Origin of the sequence: Microbacterium martis (assembly GCF_047246685.1) — a bacterium.
Taxonomy (GTDB): Bacteria; Actinomycetota; Actinomycetes; order Actinomycetales; family Microbacteriaceae; genus Microbacterium.
This window is the reverse complement of the sequence record NZ_JBFOKT010000002.1, coordinates 151,534-175,680: the sequence shown is the minus strand read 5'-3', so window position 1 is coordinate 175,680 and position 24,147 is coordinate 151,534. Positions and strand designations below refer to the sequence as shown.

General features: G+C 71.3%; 22 protein-coding genes. 15 read left to right on the top strand and 7 right to left on the bottom strand.

Annotated elements, in window-relative coordinates; genetic code table 11:
• The first annotated feature begins 108 nt into the window (after window positions 1-108).
• The gene (locus tag AB3M90_RS08775; RefSeq protein WP_412951506.1) at window positions 109-1,677 is read left to right on the top strand and encodes a cytochrome b/b6 domain-containing protein; all 1,569 of its coding nucleotides are present in this window, start codon (window positions 109-111) and stop codon (window positions 1,675-1,677) included.
• 34 nt (window positions 1,678-1,711) lie between these two features.
• Complete coding sequence (locus AB3M90_RS08770; RefSeq protein ID WP_412951504.1) at window positions 1,712-2,863, top strand: acetyl-CoA C-acetyltransferase; 1,152 nt, start codon at window positions 1,712-1,714, stop codon at window positions 2,861-2,863.
• A 17-nt stretch (window positions 2,864-2,880) separates the two neighbouring features.
• On the opposite strand, the gene AB3M90_RS08765 is transcribed toward AB3M90_RS08770, so the two are convergent.
• Window positions 2,881-3,390, bottom strand: a complete 510-nt coding sequence (locus tag AB3M90_RS08765; RefSeq protein ID WP_412951503.1) for a GNAT family N-acetyltransferase — start codon at window positions 3,388-3,390, stop codon at window positions 2,881-2,883.
• Window positions 3,391-3,522: 132 nt separating this feature from the next.
• Here AB3M90_RS08765 and AB3M90_RS08760 point away from each other — a divergent pair, with 132 nt between their 5' ends.
• The gene (locus tag AB3M90_RS08760; protein ID WP_412951501.1) at window positions 3,523-4,083 is read left to right on the top strand and encodes an acyl-CoA thioesterase; all 561 of its coding nucleotides are present in this window, start codon (window positions 3,523-3,525) and stop codon (window positions 4,081-4,083) included.
• A gap of 41 nt (window positions 4,084-4,124) precedes the next feature.
• On the top strand, window positions 4,125-5,525 hold the full coding sequence (locus AB3M90_RS08755; RefSeq protein ID WP_412951500.1) for a hypothetical protein: 1,401 nt from the start codon (window positions 4,125-4,127) through the stop codon (window positions 5,523-5,525).
• Here AB3M90_RS08755 and AB3M90_RS08750 read toward each other — a convergent pair.
• Genes AB3M90_RS08750 through AB3M90_RS08740 form a run of 3 tightly spaced genes read right to left on the bottom strand, consistent with a single transcriptional unit; the run spans window position 5,480 to window position 7,307 of the window.
• A complete protein-coding gene (locus AB3M90_RS08750) occupies window positions 5,480-6,067 on the bottom strand; it encodes a hypothetical protein (protein ID WP_412951499.1) in 588 nt (195 codons plus the stop codon). The two genes, AB3M90_RS08755 and AB3M90_RS08750, sit on opposite strands and share 46 nt — an antisense overlap.
• On the bottom strand, window positions 6,064-6,624 hold the full coding sequence (locus AB3M90_RS08745; RefSeq protein ID WP_412951497.1) for a DUF4352 domain-containing protein: 561 nt from the start codon (window positions 6,622-6,624) through the stop codon (window positions 6,064-6,066). Before AB3M90_RS08745 ends, AB3M90_RS08750 begins: the two co-directional genes overlap by 4 nt.
• The gene (locus AB3M90_RS08740) at window positions 6,621-7,307 is read right to left on the bottom strand and encodes a DUF4352 domain-containing protein (RefSeq protein WP_412951495.1); all 687 of its coding nucleotides are present in this window, start codon (window positions 7,305-7,307) and stop codon (window positions 6,621-6,623) included. The genes AB3M90_RS08745 and AB3M90_RS08740 overlap by 4 nt, the downstream gene beginning before the upstream one ends.
• Window positions 7,308-7,506: 199 nt before the next feature.
• Here AB3M90_RS08740 and AB3M90_RS08735 point away from each other — a divergent pair, with 199 nt between their 5' ends.
• The 8 genes from AB3M90_RS08735 (at window position 7,507) to rocD (ending at window position 18,665) form a co-directional block, all read left to right on the top strand.
• Entirely contained in the window at window positions 7,507-9,066 is a 1,560-nt protein-coding gene (locus tag AB3M90_RS08735; protein WP_412951493.1) for a Re/Si-specific NAD(P)(+) transhydrogenase subunit alpha, read from the top strand.
• On the top strand, window positions 9,063-10,460 hold the full coding sequence (pntB, locus tag AB3M90_RS08730; RefSeq protein ID WP_412951492.1) for a Re/Si-specific NAD(P)(+) transhydrogenase subunit beta: 1,398 nt from the start codon (window positions 9,063-9,065) through the stop codon (window positions 10,458-10,460). The genes AB3M90_RS08735 and pntB overlap by 4 nt, the downstream gene beginning before the upstream one ends.
• A 284-nt stretch (window positions 10,461-10,744) precedes the next feature.
• On the top strand, window positions 10,745-14,629 hold the full coding sequence (locus AB3M90_RS08725; protein WP_412951491.1) for a proline dehydrogenase family protein: 3,885 nt from the start codon (window positions 10,745-10,747) through the stop codon (window positions 14,627-14,629).
• Window positions 14,630-14,838: 209 nt separating this feature from the next.
• Window positions 14,839-15,303, top strand: a complete 465-nt coding sequence (locus AB3M90_RS08720) for a hypothetical protein (protein WP_412951489.1) — start codon at window positions 14,839-14,841, stop codon at window positions 15,301-15,303.
• Complete coding sequence (locus AB3M90_RS08715) at window positions 15,303-15,518, top strand: helix-turn-helix transcriptional regulator (protein WP_412951487.1); 216 nt, start codon at window positions 15,303-15,305, stop codon at window positions 15,516-15,518. The genes AB3M90_RS08720 and AB3M90_RS08715 overlap by 1 nt, the downstream gene beginning before the upstream one ends.
• A gap of 1 nt (window position 15,519) precedes the next feature.
• The gene (locus tag AB3M90_RS08710; protein WP_412951486.1) at window positions 15,520-16,515 is read left to right on the top strand and encodes an NAD(P)-dependent alcohol dehydrogenase; all 996 of its coding nucleotides are present in this window, start codon (window positions 15,520-15,522) and stop codon (window positions 16,513-16,515) included.
• A 117-nt stretch (window positions 16,516-16,632) separates the two neighbouring features.
• Complete coding sequence (ddaH, locus tag AB3M90_RS08705; RefSeq protein ID WP_412951485.1) at window positions 16,633-17,478, top strand: dimethylargininase; 846 nt, start codon at window positions 16,633-16,635, stop codon at window positions 17,476-17,478.
• A 2-nt stretch (window positions 17,479-17,480) separates the two neighbouring features.
• A complete protein-coding gene (gene rocD, locus AB3M90_RS08700) occupies window positions 17,481-18,665 on the top strand; it encodes an ornithine--oxo-acid transaminase (RefSeq protein WP_412951484.1) in 1,185 nt (394 codons plus the stop codon).
• A gap of 91 nt (window positions 18,666-18,756) precedes the next feature.
• Here rocD and AB3M90_RS08695 read toward each other — a convergent pair whose 3' ends face one another.
• The 3 genes from AB3M90_RS08695 to AB3M90_RS08685 form a co-directional block, all read right to left on the bottom strand.
• Window positions 18,757-19,143 (bottom strand): hypothetical protein, encoded by a 387-nt coding sequence (locus AB3M90_RS08695; RefSeq protein WP_412951483.1) that lies wholly within the window; start codon window positions 19,141-19,143, stop codon window positions 18,757-18,759.
• A 112-nt stretch (window positions 19,144-19,255) separates the two neighbouring features.
• The gene (locus AB3M90_RS08690; protein WP_412952681.1) at window positions 19,256-20,575 is read right to left on the bottom strand and encodes an MFS transporter; all 1,320 of its coding nucleotides are present in this window, start codon (window positions 20,573-20,575) and stop codon (window positions 19,256-19,258) included.
• A gap of 5 nt (window positions 20,576-20,580) precedes the next feature.
• Window positions 20,581-21,021, bottom strand: coding sequence for a MarR family winged helix-turn-helix transcriptional regulator (locus AB3M90_RS08685; protein WP_412951481.1), 441 nt, complete (start codon window positions 21,019-21,021; stop codon window positions 20,581-20,583).
• Between the two features lie 142 nt (window positions 21,022-21,163).
• Here AB3M90_RS08685 and AB3M90_RS08680 point away from each other — a divergent pair, with 142 nt between their 5' ends.
• The 3 genes from AB3M90_RS08680 to AB3M90_RS08670 all read left to right on the top strand — a co-directional run bounded on the left by AB3M90_RS08680 (window position 21,164) and on the right by AB3M90_RS08670 (window position 24,097).
• Complete coding sequence (locus tag AB3M90_RS08680) at window positions 21,164-21,919, top strand: copper homeostasis protein CutC (protein WP_412951480.1); 756 nt, start codon at window positions 21,164-21,166, stop codon at window positions 21,917-21,919.
• A 10-nt stretch (window positions 21,920-21,929) separates the two neighbouring features.
• Window positions 21,930-22,781 carry an alpha/beta fold hydrolase gene (locus AB3M90_RS08675; protein WP_412951478.1) on the top strand — a complete coding sequence of 284 codons (852 nt, stop codon included), beginning with the start codon at window positions 21,930-21,932 and terminating at the stop codon, window positions 22,779-22,781.
• Between the two features lie 578 nt (window positions 22,782-23,359).
• The gene (locus AB3M90_RS08670; RefSeq protein ID WP_412951476.1) at window positions 23,360-24,097 is read left to right on the top strand and encodes a DUF1684 domain-containing protein; all 738 of its coding nucleotides are present in this window, start codon (window positions 23,360-23,362) and stop codon (window positions 24,095-24,097) included.
• Window positions 24,098-24,147 lie beyond the last annotated feature (50 nt).

The following is a 24,147-nucleotide window of genomic DNA, read 5'->3' as shown; positions in this document are numbered from 1 at the left end:
GCGGCCGGGCCGGGTGCTGGGGTCGGGCCGGGTGCTGCGGTCGGGCCGGGTGCTCCGGCTGGGCCGGGTGCTCCGGCTGGGCCGGGTGCTCCGGCTGGGCGGTCACAGATGCAGGACCCTGTCCCGGATGTCGGAGCATTCGCGGCATCCGGTCCGACATCCGTCGCTTCGCCCGACATCCGTAACGCGGAGGCGACCGCGCGAAGCGTCCGCCGCGGGCTGCCGCGCGTTCCCGGCGGTGAGCCGTGGCCGCCGGCGGAGTCGGCGCCGGACGACGGGTCGGTGCTTGCCGCCGGGTCGGTGCCGGACGCCGGGTCGGCCGTGGCGGATGCCGCCGTCGGGCCTTCACAGATGCAGGGCCGTGTTCCGGATGTCGGAGCATTCGCGGCATCCGGTCCGACATCCGTCGCTTCGCCCGACATCCGTATCGCGGAGTCGACCGCACGAAGCGTCCGCCGCGGGCTGCCGCGCGTTCCCGGCGGTGAGCCGTGGCCGCCGGCGGGAACGGTGCCTCCGGTCGGACTCGCGTCCGCGGCTTCGACTCCGGAGGCCGTCGGCGCGGGAGCCGAGGCTTCGCCGTCACAGATGCAGGATGATGTTCCGGATGCCGGGGCATACGCCGCGTCCGACCCGACATCCGTCGTGTCGCCCGACATCCGCAACCCGCAGCCGGGCTCGGCGGTCGCCGTTCGGCCCGACGTCTCGACTCCGCTGCCGTGGACGCGGACCGTGTGGAACGGCCGCGCCCCGCGGCATCTGCCCGCGACCGCGGCATCCGCCCGTCGTCTGCCGACCTGGCCGCAGGCCATCGCCGGGCTCTTCGGAGCGGCCGCCCTCGGTGTGCTCGCCGGCGCGGCGATCGCCTTCGTGCGGGCGCTGCTCAGCCTCCCCGTCATGCAGGACTTCCTCGCCGCGTTCCCGGGCGAATACGAGCCGCCGATCCCCGTGGAGCCCGGCTTCGCCCCGTGGGTCAACTGGGCGCACTTCTTCAACATGTTCCTGATCGTGCTCATCATCCGCTCGGGCCTGCGTGTGCGCACCGAGAAGCGCCCGACGGTCTTCTGGACCCCACGGAACAAGCCCAAGGGCAAGATCAGTCTGACGCTGTGGTTCCATCAGGCGCTCGATATCCTGTGGCTCGTCAACGGAGTGATCTTCGTGGTGCTGCTCTTCGTCACCGGGCACTGGGTGCGCATCGTCCCCACCAGCTGGGAGGTGTTCCCCAACGCGCTCTCGGCGGCGCTGCAGTACGTGTCGTTCGACTGGCCGCACGAGAACGGCTGGAACAACTACAACAGCCTGCAGCAGCTCGCCTACTTCGTCACCGTCTTCGTCGCGGCGCCGCTGGCCGCGATCACCGGGTTCCGCATGTCGGGGCTGTGGCCCAAGAGGGCCGAGAGGCTGTCGAAGGCCTACCCGGTCGAGTGGGCGCGCGCCCTGCACTTCCCGATCATGCTGTACTTCGTCGCGTTCATCATCGCCCACGTCGCGCTCGTCATGCTGACCGGCTTCCTCCGCAACCTCAATCACATGTACGCCGCACAGGATGCCGCCACCTGGACCGGCTTCTGGGTGTTCATCGCGTCGCTCGTCGTCCTCGCGATCGGATGGGCGGCCGCCCGCCCGCTCGTGCTCGCGCCGATCGCGAAGCTTTTCGGCACGGTGTCCGGCCGCTGACCGGCGTCAGCCGCCCGAAGGGAGAGGGAGCAGCATGGCCGAGGCCTACATCGTCGACGCGGTCCGCTCGCCGGTCGGGCGCCGCGGGGGTTCGCTGTCGAGCATCCACCCGGCCGATCTCGCCGCCCACAGTCTGCGGTCGCTCGTCGACCGGGCCGGGATCGACCCGTCCGCCGTCGACGACGTCATCCTCGGCACCATCGACGCCATCGGCGGTCAGGCCGGGAACGTGGCCCGCACGGCCGTGCTCGTCGCGGGCTTTCCCGAGCACGTGCCGGGTGTGACGATCGACCGCCAGTGCGGGTCGAGTCAGCAGGCGGTGCACTTCGCGGCGCAGGCGGTGATGAGCGGCACGGCCGACCTGGTGATCGCCGGCGGCGTGCAGAGCATGTCGCGCATCCCGCTGTCGTCGTCGGCCGCGGTCGGCGAGGCGTTCGGGTTCACCACGCCGCTCGCCGAGTCACCGGGCTGGCGCGCCCGCTACGGAGACCGGGAGATCTCGCAGTTCGCCGGAGCCGAGCTGATCGCCGAGAGGTGGGACATCACCCGGGAGGAGATGGAGGCGTTCGCCCTGGAGAGCCACCGCCGCGCGGCGGCCGCCCAGGACCACGGGCTCTTCTCCGGCGGCATCGCCCCGCTCGCCGGGCTCGACCATGACGAGGGGGTGCGCCGTGACACGACCGTCGAGCGCATGGCCGTACTCGCCCCGCTGCGCGAGGGAGGGCGCATCACCGCCGCGGTGTCGTCGCAGATCAGCGACGCGTCGAGCGCGGTGCTGGTCGCCGGCGAGCAGGCCGTGCACGACCACGCGCTGACGCCGCGGGCACGCATCCACCATCTGTCCGTCCGCGGCGACGACCCCGAGCTCATGCTCTCGGCCCCGATCCCGGCGACCCGTCACGCGCTCGAGCGCACGCGACTCACGGTCGACGACATCGACCTGTTCGAGATCAACGAGGCGTTCGCCTCGGTGGTGCTCGCCTGGATGCGTGAGATCGGGGCGCCGCACGAGAAGATCAACGTCAACGGCGGAGCCATCGCGCTCGGGCATCCCATCGGGGCCACGGGAACGCGACTCATGACCGACCTGCTGGGCGAGCTGGAGCGCACGGGTGGGCGCTACGGACTGCAGACGATGTGCGAGGGCGGCGGAGTCGCCAACGTCACGATCCTCGAGCGTCTCTGACGCCCCGACGGCCGGGCTCAGGGACGGACGAAGCGGACCTCTGTGAGCGTCTCGCCGAGGAACGGCTCGGTGTGGGTCGCGCCGTCGAGCCGGAAGCCGTTGCGGGTGTAGAACCGGTGTGCGCGCGGGTTGTCCTCGGCGACCCAGAGGTACAGCGGCTCGTCGGTCTCGACCGCCGCGTCGAACAGCCTCTGCCCGATGCCGGTGCCGTGGAACGCGTCGAGCAGGTAGATGAAGTACAGCTCGCGGAAGGCCGGAGCGTCTTTGTCGCGGGCAGGCCCCGAGCCGACGAAGCCCACGATCTCGCGGTCGACCAGCGCCGCGCTCATCTTGAACTCGGGCCCCTGCGCGGCCCAGTGCGTCCACAGCTCGGCCATGCGACGAGGCGACACCTTCTCGAGCGCCGCCTTGCTGATCAGGTGGTCGTAGGTCTCATGCCAGCACTGGGCGTGCACGCGACCGAGGGCTTCCGCATCCACATCACGGACCGGACGGACGATGATCTCGGGCTGGGCTTCGGCGCTCATGCTGGCGACTCTACGCGCGGCATCCGGGATCAGGGAAATCGAACGGATGCCGCGCGGCACGCTCGGATCGCCGATGGAGGATTCGCACAACGATGTGCGCGAATCGTGCGCCGATGGCTACGATCGATCCTCGTGAATGTGATCTGGCGCACCCTTCTGGTGATCCTCCGAGCCCGTCGCCGCGCGCGGCGCGACGGGTCGCTCGACCCGACCGCGGTGGGCAGCATCCGCCTGACGACACTGCCGACCGACATCGACATCCTCCGGCACATGAACAACGGCCGCTACCTGTCGCTCTTCGACCTCGGCCGCTGGGATCTGCTGATCCGCACCGGACTGTTCGGCGCGATGAAGGAGCGCGGCTGGTACGCGGTCGTCTCGAGCGAGACCATCACGTTCCGCAGGTCGCTCGAGCTCTGGCAGCGCTTCGAGGTGCAGTCGCGGTTCATCGGGCACGACGACAAGGCCCTCTTCATGGAGCACCGCGCCGTGGTCGACGGAGAGGTCTACGCCCGCGCGATCGTGCGGGCGCGGATGCTGCGCCGCACGGGCGGCACGGTCAGCAACGAGGAGCTGTTCGCCGCGGTGGGCAAGCCCGACGGCGTGCCGGAGATCGACGCCTGGGTGCACGACTGGGCCGCGGCATCCGCTCTTCCGCCCGTCCGTGCGACCGCGCCGAGCGTCTGGAGCTGATCGGCGCAGCGCCCGGGCCGCGCGCCGGGTAGTTTAGGGCCGTGCTGACGATAGTGACGACAGCCGGTCGAGTGCTGTGGCGGCACTGGCCGGCGATGATGGCGTGGTACCTCGCCGGCGTCCTCGTGCACTACATCGTCACCGAGCTCGCCGGCTTCATCGGGGCGTACTCCGCGACCGTCGGGTTCCTCGTGCTGCCCATCGGCATCCTGGCCCGGCTCATCAGCCTGGTGGCGATGTTCCTCGTCCTGCGCGACGGATTGCGCAACCTGCAGGAGGTCGCACCGCTCCCGGAGTCGCCCGCCGAGCGGCGCCGCACCTTCCTCTCGGCCCTGCTCGCCGGCATCCTGCCGTTCTTCGCCGTCTACTGGGCGCAGGGGCTGCTGCGCGACGACGTGAACGCCTATTCCGCCCGCGCCCTCGAGGTGCGCACCGGCATCATCTGGACCACGAGGGTGAACGGCGGGCCGTCGCCGGATTCCGCGGACACGGTGCTGAACCTGCCGCTCAGCGTCTGGACCGTGGCGATCATCGTGCTCGCGTTCGCGGGACGATGGGCATGGTCGAAGTGGTCGGCGAGGCTGCCGAAAGGGGTGTCGCCCATCGCCGTGTACCTCGAGGTCGTCTGGGTCTTCTTCTCGGTGATGGTGCTCGGCGACGTGTTCGACCGGATCAAGGCCTGGGTCGACGGGCGAGCCGCGATGGCGTTCCTCGAGACGGTGCGTGAGCAGGTGCTCGACGCCGTGGCGCCGTTGCGCTGGCTCTGGCAGGTGATCGGCTGGGTGCTCACCGAGGCCGGCCCGGTGATCCTCACGCCGCTGGCGTGGCTCACGATCGCCGGAGTCATCTTCGGGCAGGCCATCGTCGCGGAGAAGCTGCGGGTCGAGAGTCAGCTGATCTCGCGATTCCGGCAGCACGCCGCGGCGATTCCGAATCCCGTCGTGCGCCGGCTGAAGGATCTGGGCGAGGAGCTCGGTGCGCGATTCCGGCCGATCGGGCGCGCGCTGCTGCTGATGTGGCGAGCGGGACCGATTCTCGTCGCGTCGTACGCCCTGCTGTTCGTCGTGGTGAAGGCGCTCGAATCGTCTCTGGCGTTCGGCATCACGCGGCTCGTCGGTCCTCACGAATACGTCTTCTGGGCCATCGCGACACCGCTCGTGTCACTCGTTCCGCTGCTGATCATCGAGCCGCTGCGCATCGCGGTGATCAGCGGAGCCTACGATGCGACGCTCGGCCGACTCCGGCGGAAGCAGCAGGAGAGATCCGATCCGTCGGTCGTCTCGCCGGCCGAGGCGGAGATGAGGGCCGTCGCGGATGCCGCGGGCCTGCTGCCCTCGTCGGTCGACGCGGTCGCCGCGGCGATGGTCACGCCTCCGGAGCGCGACACGGTCGGCGGTCAGGGCTCGAACGAGAATCTCAGGAAGGAGCCGCCGGCGCTCTGAGGCCAGACGTCGACCCAGAACGGACCCTCGACGTCGTCGGGAATGACGAACGGCACGATGAGCTCGTACGATCCCGTCTGATCGGTGGTGCAGCGCTCCGGTTCGGCGGAGTCGGAGAGCAGGCCGATCTCGGAGCGCACGGGGAGCCATTCCCGTCCGGTCCGCTGCTCGACGAGCCGCGGGGTGTCGCAGCTCAGACCGTCGGCCCCCACGTCGACCGGAACGCCGACCGCGATGAGCCGTGTGTCGGCGGGAACGTCGAGACCCGCCAGATCGGCGATCTCCCCACCTCGCACCGGGCCCCAGCTCGCCCCGGCGAGCTCGGCCGTCTCGCCGTCATCGACGGCGACGGGCGTGACCGGCCGTGCGTCGAAGTCGAAGTACTGACGCCACTCCTGCCATCCGATCGCGAGCGCCGTCGCGGGGATCAGCAACGCGAGCGCGATGAGCGCCACGAGATTGCGGCGCCACCAGGACGGCGCCGCGGCGACGGGATCCGGTGCGCGCGGCGGGGTGGGGACGGGCGGGGGAGTGATCGTCACCGGTCGGCCCATCCGTTCTCGTCGAGGGGCACCTCGACCTCGTGGGGAACGGCGGACAGGTCGAGCAGCAGGTCGATCACTCCGTCGAGCAGCACCTCGCCGCCCCCGGTCGGGACGCCGAGACGGAGCGTCGCGCGGCCGCCCGTCGCATCGTCGGGCAGCTCGAACGCGAGACTCCCCGACCGCGGCACGCCGGTCACCAGTCGCTGTCGGAGGAACGTGGTGCCGCGGTCCGTGGCCGTGAAGGTGCGCTCGCCGATGGTCAGTTCGGCGAGGGACAGGATGCTGCCGTTCTGGGTCGCCTCGCTCGCCGCCTCGAGGTCGACGACGAGCCAGTTCCCCTCGGCCGACCACCCCTCGGCGTCGGTCACCCGCGTCGCCCGGTGCAGATCCGTCACGGTCACCGACAGGTTGCGCGTCGAGGCCCGCTCGCCGATCGTCGCGGTGGTGGGGAACGGCGCGACCGCCGCGTCGTCGGGCAGAGTGACCTTCGAGACTCCCCACGCGCAGGCGAGCAGCGCGGCCGTCGCGAGCCAGACGATGATGTGCTTCCTCATGGCGCCGTGTCCTCGACCGTGGCGGTGAGGGTGGCTCCGACGCGCACGTTCTCCCAGTAGTCTCCGCGGACCACGCTCTGACCGACGTAGTGGTCGGAGTCGGGAAGTGTCAGGGAGACCTCCTGGCCGGCGCGGAAGTCCTCGGGACCGACGATCCATGCCAGCAGCAGGCGGGTGGGCACATCGGGTTGCAGCATCGGCGACCCCAGACCGTCGTCGGCGCGCGAGACCGTGCCCTTCTCCTCGAGGCCGTCGATGCGAATGCCGTCGACCACGGGTGAGAGCGGGCTTCCACTGGTCGAGCCGCGCGGTCGGTCGAAGGTGTTGATCACGTCGACCGTGACCACGAGCACGCGCTCGCCCTTCTCCCCGTCGGGGAACACCTGAGCGTTGCCAGGCTCATCCTGCAGCTCGACGTCGGTGACCGTCATCTCCATGTCGGACCCACGGTGCACCTCCCCGACGGCGATCGTCGGGATCGGATCGACGGCTGCCGCCTCGAGCCCGCCGAAGATCGCCGTGGCGGCGAGGAGCACGGCACCCGCGCCGGTGATCAGCCAGGAGGTCGGGACCAGGTCGATCGTGCGTCGAGACCACGCGAGGATCTTCGCTCGCGCCCCGGCGTTCGCGGCGGCGACAGCGCGATCGTCCGTCGAGCCCTGTTGCGGCGGAGTGGTCGTCACGGCAACAGCCTATAGACCGCGGTGCGGAGGCAAGGGCGCAGCGGGTTGCATACGTATTCGGTAAGAACGGCCGAACTTTCGTCGACCCGGGCCGGAAACACCAGCCTCGTGCGGCATCCGGATCAGTACTCTGATCGAAACCTCGGCGCATCGGCCCGAGCGGAGCCCGTCATCGCAGACGGGCGGAGGAGGATCGGACGTGGCAGTCATCGGCATCGTGCGCGAGCCTGCGGGCGAAGCACGCGTCTCGGCCACCCCGGCGACGGTCGCGTCGCTGCGGAAGCTGGGGCACAGCATCATCGTGGAGCGCGGAGCGGGGGCATCCGCCTCGTATCCCGACGTCGAGTACGAGGCGGCCGGCGCCGCGCTCGTCGAGCGAGCGGATGCGTGGGGAAGTGAGGTCGTGCTCGCGATCACCGCCCCCGGTGCCGCCGAGATCGCTCTGCTCTCCGACGGGGCCACGCTGATCGCGCTGCTGTCGCCCGCGCTGCGCCCCGACCTCGTCGAGGCGCTCGCACAGCGCGGGATCACCGCCCTGGCACTCGACGCCGTTCCGCGCATCTCGCGTGCGCAGTCGATGGACGTGCTCAGCTCGATGGCGAACATCGCCGGCTACCGCGCCGTCGTCGAGGCGGCGCACGAGTTCGGACGGTTCTTCACCGGTCAGGTGACCGCTGCGGGCAAGGTGCCGCCGGCGAAGGTGCTCGTGGCAGGAGCCGGTGTCGCCGGCCTCGCCGCGATCGGCGCGGCGTCGAGCCTCGGTGCGATCGTCCGCGCGACCGACCCGCGACCCGAGGTCGCCGATCAGGTGTCGTCGATCGGCGGCACCTATCTCGCCGTCGACGTCGCCGTCGCGGCATCCACCGACGGCTATGCCAAGGCGACGAGCGACGACTACAACCGCCGCGCGGCCGAGATCTACACCGAGCAGGCGGCCGACGTCGACATCATCATCACCACCGCGCTGATCCCGGGGCGCGCCGCACCGCGCCTGATCACCGCCACAGACCTCGCCCTCATGAAGCCCGGGAGCGTCGTCGTCGACATGGCAGCCGGGCAGGGCGGCAACGTCGAGGGGTCGGTCGCGGGCGAGCGCGTCGTCACCGACAACGGCGTGATCATCCTCGGCTACACCGACCTGGCCTCGCGTCTGTCGACGCAGGCGTCGCAGCTCTACGGCACGAACCTCGCGAACCTGATCGCGCTGCTGACCCCCGCGAAGGACGGCGAGCTGGTCATCGACTTCGACGACGTCGTGCAGCGATCGGTCACCGTCGTCCGCGACGGCGAGGTCACCTGGCCCCCGCCGGCCGTGCAGGTCGCCGCCGCCCCCGTAGCCGCAGCCGCGCCGACGGCGTCTCCCGTCGAGCCGTCGACGGCGAAGGGCATGTCGACCGCGCGCCGCATCACCCTGATCGTGCTCGGCATCGCCGCACTCTTCGCCGTCAACGCCTTCGCACCGGCGCCCCTGCCGCAGCACTTCACCGTGCTCGTGCTGTCGGTCGTGATCGGCTTCTACGTGATCGGCAAGGTGCACCACGCCCTGCACACGCCGCTGATGTCGGTGACGAACGCGATCTCGGGTGTCATCGTGGTCGGCGCGATGCTGCAGGTGACCTCGCCCATGCCCGTCGTGCAGATCCTGGCAGCGATCGCCGTGCTGCTGGCATCCATCAACATCTTCGGAGGGTTCGCGGTGACCCGCCGCATGCTCGCCATGTTCACGCTCGGCACCTCGGCGAAGGGCGGCCGCAAGTGACCGTCGACGCCCTCGCCGGCGCGGCGTACATCGTCGCCGCTCTGCTGTTCATCCTGAGCCTCGCGGGTCTCAGCCGGCACGAGTCGGCCCGCGCCGGGGTGGTCTACGGCATCTCGGGCATGACGATCGCCTTGCTCGCCACCGCGGCGCTCACGGTGGCGGACGCCTGGACCACCGGCGCGTTCGTCGGCCTCGGACTCCTCGTCGCCGCTCTCGTCGTCGGTGCGGCCGTCGGACTGTGGCGGGCCCGGGTGGTGGAGATGACCGGGATGCCGGAGCTCATCGCGCTGCTCCACAGCTTCGTCGGCCTCGCCGCCGTGCTGGTCGGCTGGAACGGCTACCTCGCGCACCCCGAGATCTCGCCCGCGCTCGCCGGCATCCACAACGCCGAGGTGTTCATCGGCGTCTTCATCGGTGGCGTCACCTTCACGGGGTCGATCGTCGCGTTCCTGAAGCTGTCGGCGCGGATGCCGTCGAAACCGCTCATGCTCCCGGGCAAGAACGCGCTGAACATCGGTGCGCTGGTCGCCTTCGTGGCGCTGACCGTCTGGTTCGTGAACGACCAGCAGCTCTGGCTCCTCATCGCGGTGACCCTGCTGGCATTCGCACTCGGCTGGCACCTGGTCGCCTCGATCGGCGGCGGCGACATGCCCGTCGTGGTCTCGATGCTCAACAGCTACTCGGGATGGGCGGCGGCCGCCGCGGGTTTCCTGCTGAACAACGACCTGCTCATCGTCACGGGCGCGCTCGTCGGATCGTCGGGTGCCTATCTCTCCTACGTCATGTGCAAGGCGATGAACCGTTCGTTCCTGTCGGTGATCGCGGGCGGGTTCGGCATCGCCGCACCCACGTCGTCGGATGCCGCGGTCGGCGAGCACCGCGAGATCACGGCCGAGGGTGCGGCGGAGCTGCTGACGTCGGCCGAGACCGTCGTCATCACGCCGGGCTACGGGATGGCCGTCGCGCAGGCGCAGTATCCGGTGGCCGACCTCGTGCGCAGGCTCGTCGATCGCGGGGTCGATGTGCGCTTCGGCATCCATCCCGTCGCGGGGCGCCTGCCCGGGCACATGAACGTGCTGCTGGCCGAGGCGAAGGTGCCGTACGACATCGTGCTCAGCATGGACGAGATCAACGACGACCTGGCGTCGACCTCGGTCGTGCTCGTCATCGGCGCGAACGACACCGTCAACCCCGCGGCTGCCGAAGACCCGGGCAGCCCCATCGCCGGGATGCCGGTGCTGCGGGTGTGGGAGGCCGAGAGCGTGATCGTGTTCAAGCGCTCCATGGCATCCGGCTACGCGGGGGTGCAGAACCCGCTGTTCTTCCGCGACAACGCGTCGATGCTGTTCGGCGACGCGAAGCAGAGGGTGGAGGACATCATCGCGGCGCTGTGAGGCTGTGCGCCCCCGAAGGAGAAATGCGCTTGGGAAGGAGAGATCTCGCAGATCCCTCCTTCCCAAGCGCATTTCTCCTTTCCGGCGTACAGCCGGGGCGGGGGCGGGGGGCGGGTTGGGGGGCGTGGGCAGGGGCGTGGGCAGGGGCGTGGGCAGGGGGCGTGGGCAGGGGGCGAGGCCGGGGGCGAGGCCGGGGGCGTGGGCAGGGGGCGAGGCCGGGGGCGAGGGGGCTGACCGGGGCGGCATCCGCTGCTCGGTGGGCATCGCGACTTAGGGTGGAGACCATGGCAGAGTCGTCATCGTCGCCGGATGCCGCGGCATCCGCTCCGCTCGCCGATCGCGCGGTCGAGCTCGCCCGTCGCTGGGTGATCGAGGCCGCGGCGGCCGAGGTCGACCCCGCCGCCGAACGGCTCGCCGGCGTGCTGCAGGATCCCGACGGGCTGCCCTTCACACTCGGGTTCGTCGACGGGGTGATGCGCCCCGAGAGCCTGACGGCGGCGGCATCGCAGCTGCACCGCATCGCTCCGATCGTGCCGGAGTTCCTGCCCTGGTACCTGCGCTCGGCCGTGCGCGTCGGAGGCGGTGTCGCCCAGGTCGCTCCGGCTCCGGTCGTGCCGATCGCGCGGCGCGTCCTGCGCGAGATGGTCGGCCACCTCGTCGTCGACGCGCGGCCCGCAAAGCTCGGTCCCGCGCTGGAGCGGATCCGCCGACCCGCGGCGGAAGGGGCGGCACCGGCCAGGGTCAACCTCAACCTGCTCGGCGAGGCCGTGCTCGGCGAAGCCGAGGCGAAGCGCCGGCTCGACGGCATCCACGACCTGATCCGGCGGCCCGACGTCGACTACGTCTCGGTGAAGGTCTCGGCCGTCATCAGCCACATCTCGATGTGGGCGTTCGACGAGGTGGTCGAACGCGTGGTCGAGCGACTGATGCCGCTCTACCTCACCGCGGCGGGCCCTTCGACAAGCTCAGGGACCCAGGGGACGACAGGCTCAGGGACCCAGGGGGTGACAGGCTCAGGAGCCTCGACGTTCATCAATCTCGACATGGAGGAGTACCGCGATCTCGACCTCACCATCGCGGTGTTCACGCGCATCCTGGAGGATCCCCGCCTGAGCGGCCTCGAGGCGGGAATCGTGCTGCAGGCGTACCTGCCCGACGCCCTGCCGGCACTGCAGGAACTGACGGCGTGGGCGCAGGACCGCGTGGCTCACGGGGGCGCGCCCATCAAAGTCCGCCTGGTCAAGGGGGCCAACCTCGCCATGGAGCACGTCGAGGCGACGCTGCACGGATGGACGCCGGCGCCGTACGACACCAAGCTCGACACCGACGCCAACTACCTCCGCTGCCTCGACTGGGCACTGCGCCCCGAGCACACCGCCGCCGTGAAGGTCGGTGTCGCCGGGCACAACCTGTTCGGCATCGCCTACGCCTGGCTGCTGGCCGGCGAACGCGGCGTGCGCCCTTCGACGAGCTCAGGGACCCAGGGTGGGAGCTCAGGGACCCAGGGCGGGAGCTCAGGGACCCAGGGTGGGAGCTCAGGGACCCAGGGTGGGAGCTCAGGGACCCAGGGTGGGGGGCAACCGCAGATCGAGTTCGAGATGCTGCTCGGCATGGCGCAGGGACAGGTGCAGGCGGTCTCGCGCGAGGTCGGCGCCGTGCTGCTGTACGTGCCGGTGGTCGCGCCCGCCGAGTTCGACGTGGCGATCAGCTACCTCGTGCGCCGGCTGGAGGAGAACGCCTCGAGCGAGAACTTCCTCTCCGCGGCCTTCCGACTCGACGACGACGAGTCGCTGTTCGCGCGCGAGCGCGACCGCTTCCTGCGCGCGCTGGAGCGCTCGGCCGATCCGACCCTGCACGTCGGCCCCCGCCGCACGCAGGACCGGCTGGCACCGGTGCACGAATCGCTGCGCCCCGCGCCGGTCGCGCCGATGCCCGAGGCCGATCTCACCCGCGCCGTGCTCGGCATCTCCCGGGGCTCGGGCGAGGGCGACGGCGAGCCGTTCCTCGAGACCGCGGTCTACTCCGCCCGCGAGGCCGGCGCCGCCCGCGAAGCCGGCGAAGGCAGCAGCGGCGCCCCCGGGTTCTTCAACGCCGAGGACAGCGACCCTGCCCTGCCCGCCAACCGCGAATGGGCGCGCGTCGTGCGTGCGCGCATCCTCGAGTCGACGGTCGGCGCCGCCACACTCGACGCCGCTCTGATCGACGACGAGGCGACGCTCGAGCAGACGGTGACGGGCGTCCGAGAAGCGGCCGCCGAATGGGGCGGACGCCCCGCGGCCGAGCGCGCCGACGTGCTGCTGCGCGCGGCCGCCGCGCTCGAGGCGCGTCGCGGCGAGCTGATCGAGGTCGCCGCATCCGAGACCGGCAAGGTGTTCGCCGAGGCAGACGTCGAGGTCAGCGAGGCGGTCGACTTCGCCCGCTACTACGCGGCGAAGGCCCGCGAGCTCGACGCCGTCGCGGGCGCCGCGTTCGTGCCCGCCGAGGTGACCGTGGTGACTCCTCCGTGGAACTTCCCCCTCGCGATCCCGGCGGGCGGGGTGCTCGCCGCGCTCGCCGCCGGGTCGGGCGTCGTGTTCAAGCCCGCACCGCAGGCGCGCCGATGCGCGGCGGTCGTGGCCGAGGCGCTGTGGCAGGCCGGGGTGCCGCGCGCGGTGCTCGCGCTCGTCGACATCGAGGAGGGCGATCTCGGACGCGCGCTGATCACCCATCCGTCCATCGATCGGGTGATCCTCACCGGGGCGTGGGACACCGCGGCCCTCTTCCGCTCCTGGCGGCACGACCTGCCCCTTCTCGCCGAGACCAGCGGCAAGAACGCCATCATCGTCACCCCGTCGGCCGACCTCGACCTGGCCGTGGGTGACGTCGTCAAGAGCGCCTTCGGTCATGCGGGACAGAAGTGCTCGGCCGCGTCGCTCGTGATCCTCGTCGGGCCGGTCGGGCGTTCGCAGCGCTTCGCGCGTCAGCTGGCCGACGCCGTGCGCTCGCTGCACGTGGGCTGGCCCACCGACGCGCTCGCCGAGGTGGGGCCGGTGATCGAGAAGCCGCAGGGCAAGCTCGCGTGGGCGCTGACCGAGCTCGAGGGCGACGAGCGGTGGTTGATCGAGCCGGAGCTCGCCGCGGCCGACGACGGCAGCGGGCGGCTGTGGCGCCCCGGCATCCGGGTCGGAGTGCAGCCGGGATCGCGCTTCCATCGCGAGGAGTTCTTCGGCCCGGTGCTCGGGGTGATGCACGCGCCGACGCTCGAGCGGGCGATCGAGCTGCAGAACGCGGTGCCCTTCGGGCTCACGGCCGGACTCCACACCCAGGACCCCGACGACCTCGCCCTCTGGCTGGACCGGGTCCAGGCGGGCAACCTCTACGTCAACCGCGGAATCACCGGAGCGATCGTGCAGCGCCAGCCCTTCGGCGGCTGGAAGCGCTCGTCGGTCGGACCGGGGGCGAAAGCGGGCGGCCCCAACTACCTGATCGGCCTCGGGTCGTGGCGTTCCCGGCCCGCGGGTCCGGCGTCGAGCACGCTGCACCTGCGCGGACTCGACTCGCGCATCACCGCGCTCATCGAGGCGGCGCAGCCGGCGCTCGACTACGAGGCGTTCGAGTGGCTGCGCCGGTCTGCGCTGTCGGATGCGCTCGCGTGGGACCGCGAGTTCGGGCGGGTGCGCGACGTGTCGCGGCTGGGCGTCGAGCGCAACCTGTTCCGCTACCGACCGGTGCCCGTCGAGATCCGTGCGACCGACGATGCCGCCCTGCAGGACCTGCTCCGGGTCGTCATCGCGGCCGTGCGCGCGGGCGCCCCGGTCGTGCTCTCCACGCCGACGGGACTGCCCGCCGAGGTACGACGCGTGCTGGGCGACCTCGACGCCGTCGTCTTCCTCGAGACCGAGGGGGAGTGGACTCTGCGGATGCTGCGCCGCGACGAGACCGGTCCGGCCGAGGCTGCGACGGCCGTCGAGCGGAACCGGGTGCGCCTGGTTGGCGGACGAGCGGCGGTCGCTGCGGCGCATGCGGCGCTCGCCGCCGCGACGGGCGGAGACCCCGACCTCGCGGTGTACGACGGCGAGGTGACGGCCGCCGCCCGCATCGAGCTGCTGCCGTTCGTCCACGAGCAGTCCATCACCATCACCGCCCATCGGTACGGCAACCTCGACGGGCGGTTCGCCGAGGTCATCTGACCCCGCCCGGCATCCGGTGCGGCATCCGTCCCAGCATCCCCTGCGGCATCCGGTGCGGCATCCGTCGCGCTTCGGCCTGCGAAATGCAGGCCGAGATCACAAATGCAGGTCGGATCGCGGCATCCGAACCTGCAGGTGTGTTCTCGACCTGCAAAGGGACACAACGTGTAAAAAATTCTTGACATAGCCGGATGCTGCCGCCTACGCTCATGTCAAGAATCTTTGACACGGGAGGCATCATGGCCTATGAGGAGCGCAACGCCTGGGCGGGGCTCATCGTCAGCCCGATCTCGATGGTCGTGTACGTCCTGCTCGTGCTCCAGCAGGCGGCGGGAGGACCGCTCACCGGCGTCGACTGGTTTCCGCTGATGCTGTGGGTGATCGGCGGCAGCATCGTCGCGGTCATCGTCCTCGGCATCGTCTGGGGAATGATCGCCGGTGCCGCCGACCCCGACGGCATGGGCCGCTCCGACATCCGCGACCGCGACATCAGCCGGCTGGGCGGCCGCGTCGAGCAGGCGTTCATCGTGATCGCCGGTCTCGGCGTGATCGCGCTCTGCGCCGTCGGTGCCGATGTGTTCTGGATCGCGAACACGATGTACGCGGGGTTCGCTGTCGCCGCGCTCGTCGGCGGGGTCGCCCGGGTCATCGCCTACCGCCGGGGTCTCGTCTGATGGTCAGGCCGACACTCGTCTCCAACAGCATCCGCGCCCACCGGGAGGCCTCGGGCATGACCCAGGCCGACCTGGCGCGCGCGATCGGCGTCACCCGTCAGACCCTCATCGCGATCGAGCAGGAGAAGTACTCCCCGACGCTCGAACTCGCGTTCCAGATCGCGCGCGCGTTCGGCGTCGGTCTCGACGACCTCTTCCAGTACCCGGAGCGATGACATGGCCGACACGATGTCCGCGTGGCGGCGGGAGACCTATGGTCCCGCCGCCGGAACCCGGCGCGAGCAGGTCGCGCTTCCGCACCCCGAGCGCGGAGAGGTCCTCCTGCGCGTCCACGCGACGAGCCTGAACGCCGGAGACGTGCGCCTCCTGCTCGGCGACCCGCTGCTCGTCCGGCCGGTGTTCGGGCTGACGCGGCCGAAGCATCCCGTCCGGGGCATGGAGGTCGCGGGCACGGTGGTGGCGGTCGGATCCGCGGTGGTCGGCGCCGAGGTCGGTGAGCGCGTGGCCGGAGAGCTCGTCGGCGGCGGCGGTCTCGCCGAATACGTGCGGGTGCCCTCCTCCCGCCTGGTCCCGGTGCCGCCGGGCGTCGCCGACACGGCCGCGGCGACACTGCCGATCGCCGGAGGCACGGCCTGGCAGGCGCTCGACGCGGCGAAGGTCGGGCTGCGCGGCCGGCAGCCCGAGCGGGTGCTGATCATCGGCGCATCCGGTGGCGTCGGCACCTTCGCCGTGCAGCTCGCCGCGCTCCGCGGGGCGGAGGTGTGGGCCGCGTGCGGCGCGCGGAACGCCCCGCTCGCCCGGCATCTGGGCGCCGCGCACACGCTCGACCATCGCGAGGAGCCGCTCGACGCGCTCGCTGCGAGGACGTTCGATGCGGTGATAGACATCGCCGGAGGGTTGCCGCTGACGACCCTGCAGCGCCTCGTCGCCTCCGGCGGTAGCGTCGTGCTGGTGACGGGGAACGGGGGTCACGTGCTCGGGCCCGTGCCGCGCATGATCGCCGCCGCCTTCCGGTCGATCACCGGCCCGCGCGTGCGACCGCTCGCGGCCACGCCGCGCCCCGAAGTGCTCACGAAGCTGCTCGAGCTCGTCGACGAGGGCCGCATCGCCCCGGTCATCGAGAAGGAGTATCCGTTCGCGGAGGCGCCCTCAGCCCTCGCGCACGTCGAGGCCGGCCACACCGTCGGCAAGGTGGTGGTGCGGGGGACGTGACAGAATGGTCGCGGCGTGCTCGAGTCGCATCTTCCCCGCATCGCCTCCGAGAGGAGCGGGTCGAAGGACCGCCGGGCCCCTGGACAGCGTCCGCCGCATCCCTTTCCGAGGAGCACCTTGTCTCGCACCGCGCATCACCGCCACTACCTCATGTGCAAGCCGGAGCACTTCACCGTCAACTACTCCATCAACCCGTGGATGGAGCCGGCGAAGCCGACCGACACCGCGCGGGCGGTCGAGCAGTGGCAGAAGCTGTACGACCTGTACCGGGAGCTCGGCCATGACGTCGACCTGATCGAACCCCTCGAGGGCTTCCCCGACATGGTCTACACCGCCAACGGCGGCTTCGTCATCGACGGCCGGGCGTACGTGCCGAAGTTCCGCTTCGCCGAGCGTCAGGGCGAGGCCCCGGCGTTCGCCGACTGGTTCCGCGCCGCCGGTTACGACACCGTCATCCCGGAGGAGGTCAACGAGGGGGAGGGCGACTTCCTGCTGGTGGGCGACGTGATCCTCGCCGGCACCGGTTTCCGCTCGACGGGCGACAGTCACCGCGAGGTGGGCGAGGTCTTCGGCCGGGAGGTGCTGTCGCTCACCCTCGTCGACCCGCGGTTCTATCACCTCGACACCGCGATCGCCGTGCTCGACCCGGTGCAGGGACCGGAGAACGGCGGCCCCGAGCGCGCCACCATCGCCTACCTGCCCGGCGCCTTCGACGACGCGAGTCGCGCGATCCTCGAGGAGCGCTTCCCCGACGCGATCCTCGTGTCGGACGAGGACGGGTCGGTGTTCGGCCTCAATTCGTCGAGCGACGGCTACAACGTGATCATCTCGCCGCGCGCGAAGGGCTTCGAGAAGCAGCTGCGCGAGCGCGGCTACAACCCGATCACGGTCGACCTCTCCGAGCTGCTGCTCGGCGGCGGCGGCATCAAGTGCTGCACCCTCGAACTGCGCGGTGCGCAGTGACGATGTCGCCGACCGCCGAGGGACACCTGGCCCACAACTATCACCCGCTGCCCGTGACCATCGCCCGGGGCCAAGGGGCATGGGTCACCGACGTCGAGGGCAAGCGGTATCTCGACCTGCTGGCCGCCTACTCGGCCGTGAACTTCGGCCACCGGCATCCGGCCCTCGTCGCCGCGCTCACCGAGCAGCTCGGACGCGTCGCACTGATCAGCCGCGCTTTCGAGAGCGACGGGCTCGAGCCGTTCGCCGCGGCCCTCGCACGACTCGCCGGCAAAGACCTCGTGCTGCCGATGAACACCGGCGCCGAGGCCGTCGAGACGGGCATCAAGGTGGCGCGAGCCTGGGGCTACCGGGTCAAGGGGATCCCCGAGGGTCGCGCGCGCATCATCGTGGCCGCGGGCAACTTCCACGGCCGCACCACGACCATCGTCGGCTTCAGCGACGACCCGTCGGCGCGTGACGACTTCGGTCCGTACGCGCCCGGCTTCGACGCCGTGCCCTACGGCGATGCGGATGCCGTCGCCGCCGCCATCACCGATGACACGGCGGCCGTGCTCGTCGAGCCGGTGCAGGGCGAGGCGGGAGTGGTGGTGCCGCCGGAGGGCTATCTGCGCCGCCTGCGGGAGATCTGCGACGAGCGGAACGTGCTCTTCATCGCCGACGAGATCCAGTCGGGGCTCGGGCGCGTCGGAGAGACGTTCGCCTGCGATCGCGAAGGCGTGGTCCCCGATCTCTATCTGCTGGGCAAGGCGCTCGGCGGCGGTCTCCTGCCCGTGTCGGCGGTCGTCGGCGATGCCGACGTGCTCGGCGTCATCCGTCCGGGCGAGCACGGCTCGACGTTCGGCGGAAACCCGCTCGCCGCGGCGGTCGGACTCCGCGTCGTCGAGATGCTCGAGAACGGCGAGTTCCAGGAGCGCGCGCGGGCCCTGGGCGAACACCTCGCCCAGGCGCTGCAGCCCCTCGTCGGTCACGGCATCACGGCGATCCGCATCGCCGGCCTCTGGGCGGGCGTCGACATCGACCCTTCCCGCGGCACCGGACGCGAGATCGCCGAGAAGCTGCTGGCCCGCGGTGTGCTCGTGAAGGACACGCACGGGCAGACCATCCGCATCGCGCCGCCGATCGTGATCCGCGCCACCGAACTCGACTGGGCCGTCGAGCAGCTCAAGGTCGTGCTCGCGGGCTGATCGAGGTCGCGGGCCGATCGTTCTCGCGAGCTGATCGTCGTTGCGGTCACGGTGCGCCTGTGGACCGGCGCGTCCGCGAACGCGCCGCGGATCAGGCCGGCGGGGAGTCGGGGTCGAGCGTCTTGAGGGTGTCCTCCTCGGCAGCGTTGTCGGCCTGCAACTGATCCTCGGTGGTGTCGTCGCCGCCGAGCGGGGCCTCGTGCCCCGGGCCGGCGTCGCCCTGGATGGCGCCTCCGGTCGAGTCGCCGCGCGAGCTGTCGCCCTGGATCGCGCCGCCCTGGCCACCCTGGACGCCGTCGTGCTCGGCGCCGGAGCTGCCCTGGATGGCTCCTCCGGTCGACTCGCCGCGATCCGCGTCGCCCTGGATGGCGCCGTCGTCGCCGCCCGCGTGACCCTCGTCTTCGGTCGAGCCGTCGACGCCGGTGGCGCCCTCGGCGGGGTCGTCGGGGTGCGGGGTGCTGTCCATGTTCTCGTTCATGCGAGAGAAGCTACGCACGTCGCCCGCGTCCGCAAAGGGTGTTGACAACGGGCGGTCGCGGGGTTCGCGGCTGGGTCGGTCGCCCGACGGGCGGTCGCGAGGTTCGGCCCGGTCAGTCGCCCGATGTCGCCGTGCGGATCGGCGTCGTCGCCGCCGCCTCGTCGCTGAACTCGATGGGGTCGACGACGCGCACGGGGCGCGTCTCGTCGAGCGTGAGCAGGAAGCGGCGGTTCTCGTCGCGGTGCAGTCGCCCGGATGAGAGCATCCAGATCACGCCGATCGCGCACGCCACGAGCCCGGCGGTGCCGCCGAGCATGATCGCGGTGCGCGGACCGAACGCGTCGGCCACCCATCCCGCGATCGGTGCGCCCACCGGGGTGGAGCCCATGATGACCGCCATGTACAGGGCCAGCACACGGCCGCGCAGCGACGGGTCGGTGGTCATCTGGACGTATCCGTTGGCGGTGGTGAGCAGGGTCACGATCGCGAACCCGGTGAACATCAGGGTCACCGCGTATGCGGCGTAGCTGGGCATGACCGACGAGACGAACGCGGCGACGCCGAACCCGCCGGCCGCGATGATCACCACGCGCACGCGGGCGCGGTCGCGCCGTGCGGCGAGGAGCGCGCCGGTGAGCGAGCCGATCGCGAGGATCGAGCTGAGCACGCCGTAACCGTCGGCTCCGGCGCCGAACTCGATCGCCATCGTCGAGGCGAAGATGGGGAAGTTCATGCCGAACGCGCCGATGAGGAACACCGTCACGAACACCACGCGCAGGTCGCTGCGCGCCCAGACGTAGCGGAATCCGGCGGCGAGACCGCCGCGACTGCGGGACTTCGGACGCGCGGCCAGCAGGCCGCGGCGCAGCATGAGCAGCGCGACGATCATGGCCAGGAACGTCGCCGCGTTGACGATGAAGACCCACCCCGACCCGATCGCCACGATCAGGAGGCCGCCGACGGCGGGACCGATCATGCGAGCGAGATTGAAGGATGCCGAGTTCAGGGCGACCGCGTTCGACGTGTCGCCCGCCGACACCATGTCGGAGACGAACGCCTGACGCGCCGGTGCGTCGAACGCGTTGACGACGCCGAAGCCGAGGGCGAAGCCGAGCATCATCGGCAGCGTCATCACGCCCGCGAGCAGCAGGACGCCGACGGCGATGGCCAGGGCGAGCAGCGCTGTCTGCGTCACGAGCAGGATGCGACGGCGCTCGAACCGGTCGGCGACCCACCCGGTCAGGCTCACGAGGATGAGGGGCGGTCCGAACTGGAGCGCCATCGTCACGCCCATGGCGGCGGCGTCGTTGTCGGTGAGCTCGGTCAGCACCACCCAGTCCTGGGCGGTGGCCTGCATCCACCCGCCGATGTTCGACACCAGCGCTCCGGCGAACCAGATCCGGTAGTTGATGTTCGCGAACGAGCGGAACATGGCGCTCATCGCTCGACCACCCGTCGCATCAGGGCGCTCGCCTCACGGAGCGTGGCGAGCTCGGCCTCGGTGTAGTCGACCTCGCGCAGCATGTCGGCCAGCAGTTCGTCACGTCGCCGGATCGTCTCGGCGACGATGGCCACGCCCGCCTCGGTGATGTCGACCTGCACCCGTCGCCGATCGTCGTCGTCGGGAGTGCGCACGACGAATCCCTGCTCTTCGAGGAGGTTCACGATATTGGTCATCGAGGGGGCCGTCACGCGCTCCCGCTCGGCGAGGGTCGAGATCGTGCGGCGACCGTTCATGCGCAGGTCGGCGAGCACCGCCAGCTGGGTGTCGCTCATCGAGTCGGTCGCGCGGGCGCAGCGCAGGCGGCGGGCGAGCCGGAACGTGGCCAGCCGCAGGTCGGTCGCGGTGTGGTGCAGGGAATCGTCGGAGGCAGGCATTACTTAGTTAGTCTATCTAACCTTCCGGCGCGGGAGAAGGGTTTCGCGGGGTCGGACTTCTCACGGGTGGGGCCTGGCTGTGCAGCATCCCGGATCCGAGAGGCGGCAGCATCCCGGATCCGAGAGGCGGCAGAATGAACGGGTGATTCCCGCTCTCGAGATCGCCGTGCAGGATGCTGCCGGAGTCCGCATCGCCGCCGAGGTCGCGGCCGCCCGGGTCGAGCTCGCCTCCGCCCTCGCCCTCGGAGGTCTGACGCCGTCGCCGGCGACGGTGGAGCTCGCGCTGGAGACCGCGGGCACGGTCGGCCCCGAGGTGCACGTGCTGATCCGCCCGCGCGCCGGCGGCTTCCACTACACCGCCGACGAGGTCGCGGTGTCGGAGCGCGACGTGCGATGGGCCGTCGCCGCGGGCGCCGCGGGCGTGGTCATCGGCGCCCTCGACGACGCCGGCCGACTCGACCTCGACGCGATGGCGCGTCTGCGCGATGCCGCGGGCGCGGCATCCGTCACCCTGCATCGAGCCGTCGACGTGACGGCCGATCCGGTCGCGACGCTCCGAGCGGCGCGCGAGCTCGGCATCCGCCGCGTGCTCACCTCGGGCGGCGCCTCGGCCGCGATCGACGGCGTCGAGATGCTGCGCGCCATGGTCGCCGCCGCCGAGGGCGCCATCGAGGTCATGGCAGGCAGCGGGGTCGACGCCGCCGCCGCACCCGTGCTCGCGAACGCGGGGGTCGACGCGATCCACTTCTCGGCGAAGCGCGCGGTCGACGGAGCAGGCGGCGTGCGGATGGGATCGGCCGCCGATGGCGTCGGCGGCTACGAGGTGACCGACCGCGACATCGCGCTGGCCATCTGTGCGGCGCTCGGTCGGCGACCCGGCGCCGCGGCGGCTCAGTAGGCTCGGCAGGATGGAGACCCGCGAATTCACCGACGCCCGCGGCGTCGCGATCGTCTACGACGTGCACCCCGCGACGAGCGCTCCGCGCGGCGTCGTGCAGCTGCTGCACGGCGTCGGCGAGCATGCCGGCCGCTACAGCGCTCTCGCCGCGGCCCTCGCCGAGGCGGGATTCCACGTCTACGCCGACGATCATCGCGGTCACGGTCGCACCGGCATCCGACAGCACGGCGGCCCGGCGCGGCTGGGGCGACTCGGGGTGGGAGGACTGCGCGCGGCGGAAGACGCCGTCTGGCAGCTCACCCGAATGATCCGCGACGAGAACCCCGACCTGCCGCTCGTGGTGCTCGGGCACTCGTGGGGGTCGTTCGTCGCGCAGAAGCTCGTGAACCGTCACCCCGAGGCGTGGGATGCCGTCATCCTCTCGGGTTCGGCACTGCTGCTGCCAGGATCGCTCAACGCCGCACCGCTCAACGCCCGCTGGGCCACGAGCGAGGGTGCGACCGGATTCGAGTGGCTGAGCCGTGATCCCCAGGTGTGGGCGGCGTTCGACGACGACCCGCTCACCACCGGGGTGCCGCTGCCCACGCTCTTCGGACCGCTCGACACCCTCCGCCTGCTGGGACGGCCCGCGCGGAACCTCGGACGCGACATCCCGCTGCTGCTGCTCGTCGGCCGCGACGATCCGGTGGGCGGTCCGCGCAGCGTGCACCGGCTCGCCGAGGAGTACCGGCGCCGATCGGGGCTCACCGACGTGACCACCCTCGTCTACCCCGACGCGCGCCACGAGATCTTCAACGAGCTGCAGCAGGACGAGGTGCGCGCCGACGTGCTCGCCTGGCTCGACCGGCGCATCCCGCGCTGAGCCCGGGGTCCGGGTGCTTCCGGCGTCCTGTGTGCCGGCATCCGGCGTACCGGCATCCGGTACTTGCGGCATCCTGCGTACCGGCATCCGATACTTGCGGCAGCCGGTGCTCCCTGCGTGCTCAGGCCCCGTACGGTTCCGAAGGAGATGTGCGCTTCCGCAGGAGAGTTGGGGCGAGAACGTCCTTGGATAGTGCACATCTCCTGTCGAAGCGCCCGCCGACCTTCGCGGCGAGCGGCGCTACCGCGTTGGCCCCGGCATCCTGCGTATCGGCATCCGTGCTTCCTGCGTGCTCGGGCCCCGTACGGTTCCGAAGGAGATGTGCGCTTCCGCAGGAGAGTTGGCGCGAAAACGTCCTTGGTTGGTGCACATCTCCTGTCGAAGCGCCCGCCGGCCTTCGGGAGGGCCGGGCGAACGCGGGCGGCCGCGCGCCCACCGCGCGCGCGGCATGTCCTCCCGTGACCCCGCGTGACCCCGTGTGACAGCGGGTGAATCCGGATGACGGGCGAGGCGCCCGGCATCCGTCGCGACCTCTAGATTCTGGAACGAGAGGCGCGAAGGAGGCGAGGAGGGGCGCAGTGGGCTTCGAGGAGGAGTGGCGCGACTGGCGGGAGTCGCGCGAGCGCTATGCCGGCGCGGAGTACGGTCCGGCCGCGTTGGAGTCGACCAACTGGCTCATCACCGAGCCGGCCGCTGTCGACGGAGTGCCCGGCCTGTGGGCGCTGACGGGTGACGGGGGCATCCGCGGCAGCGATCTCGGCGTGGCCGGGTCGGTCGTGGTGCTGCACGGATCCGAGACGCTGCGCATCGGGCGCCGCGAAGTGCGCGTGTTCGATCGGCAGGGCGCCGTGGCTCTGCGCGTGTTCAACCCGCGGCGACCCGAGCGCGAGCGCTTCAGCGGCATCGACGCCTACCCGCCGCGGGTGGGGTGGCGGGTGCGCGCGCGGTTCGAGGAGACGCCGGGCGAGACCGCGACGGTGGTCGCGGTCGACGGCGGGCGGCACGAGCAGGAGCTCGCCGGACGGTTGCGCTTCGAGCTCGACGGCATCCCGCTCACCCTGGCCGCGACGAGGGCGCCTCAGGGCGGCCTGACCGCCGTCTTCGGCGACGGAACGAACGGGGTGGAGACGTATCAATTCCGCTTCCTCCCCATCGACGAGCCGGATGCCGACGGCACGGCCGTGATCGACTTCAACCGCGCCTCCCTTCCGCCGTGCGCGTTCTCGGACCAGTACGGCTGCCCGCAACCGCCGGAGGGCAACCGATGGTCGCTGCCCATCCGCGCGGGTGAGCGCGTCGTCGTCTTCGGCCGCTGACGACCCGGACAGTCGGCCGGCCGCGCTTCGGCCGCTGACCACCGGGACAG

What these genes read in the sequence shown, in the direction of transcription:
- AB3M90_RS08715 (WP_412951487.1), top strand. Translation starts at nt 15,303, where the DNA reads ATGGTCAGGCCGACACTCGTCTCCAACAGCATCCGCGCCCACCGGGAG.
- AB3M90_RS08675 (WP_412951478.1), top strand. Translation starts at nt 21,930, where the DNA reads ATGGAGACCCGCGAATTCACCGACGCCCGCGGCGTCGCGATCGTCTAC.
- AB3M90_RS08710 (WP_412951486.1), top strand. Translation starts at nt 15,520, where the DNA reads ATGGCCGACACGATGTCCGCGTGGCGGCGGGAGACCTATGGTCCCGCC.
- AB3M90_RS08775 (WP_412951506.1), top strand. Translation starts at nt 109, where the DNA reads ATGCAGGACCCTGTCCCGGATGTCGGAGCATTCGCGGCATCCGGTCCG.
- AB3M90_RS08725 (WP_412951491.1), top strand. Translation starts at nt 10,745, where the DNA reads ATGGCAGAGTCGTCATCGTCGCCGGATGCCGCGGCATCCGCTCCGCTC.
- AB3M90_RS08685 (WP_412951481.1), bottom strand. Translation starts at nt 21,021, where the DNA reads ATGCCTGCCTCCGACGATTCCCTGCACCACACCGCGACCGACCTGCGG.
- AB3M90_RS08690 (WP_412952681.1), bottom strand. Translation starts at nt 20,575, where the DNA reads ATGTTCCGCTCGTTCGCGAACATCAACTACCGGATCTGGTTCGCCGGA.
- AB3M90_RS08745 (WP_412951497.1), bottom strand. Translation starts at nt 6,624, where the DNA reads ATGAGGAAGCACATCATCGTCTGGCTCGCGACGGCCGCGCTGCTCGCC.
- rocD (WP_412951484.1), top strand. Translation starts at nt 17,481, where the DNA reads ATGTCGCCGACCGCCGAGGGACACCTGGCCCACAACTATCACCCGCTG.
- AB3M90_RS08695 (WP_412951483.1), bottom strand. Translation starts at nt 19,143, where the DNA reads ATGAACGAGAACATGGACAGCACCCCGCACCCCGACGACCCCGCCGAG.
- AB3M90_RS08720 (WP_412951489.1), top strand. Translation starts at nt 14,839, where the DNA reads ATGTCAAGAATCTTTGACACGGGAGGCATCATGGCCTATGAGGAGCGC.
- AB3M90_RS08765 (WP_412951503.1), bottom strand. Translation starts at nt 3,390, where the DNA reads ATGAGCGCCGAAGCCCAGCCCGAGATCATCGTCCGTCCGGTCCGTGAT.
- AB3M90_RS08770 (WP_412951504.1), top strand. Translation starts at nt 1,712, where the DNA reads ATGGCCGAGGCCTACATCGTCGACGCGGTCCGCTCGCCGGTCGGGCGC.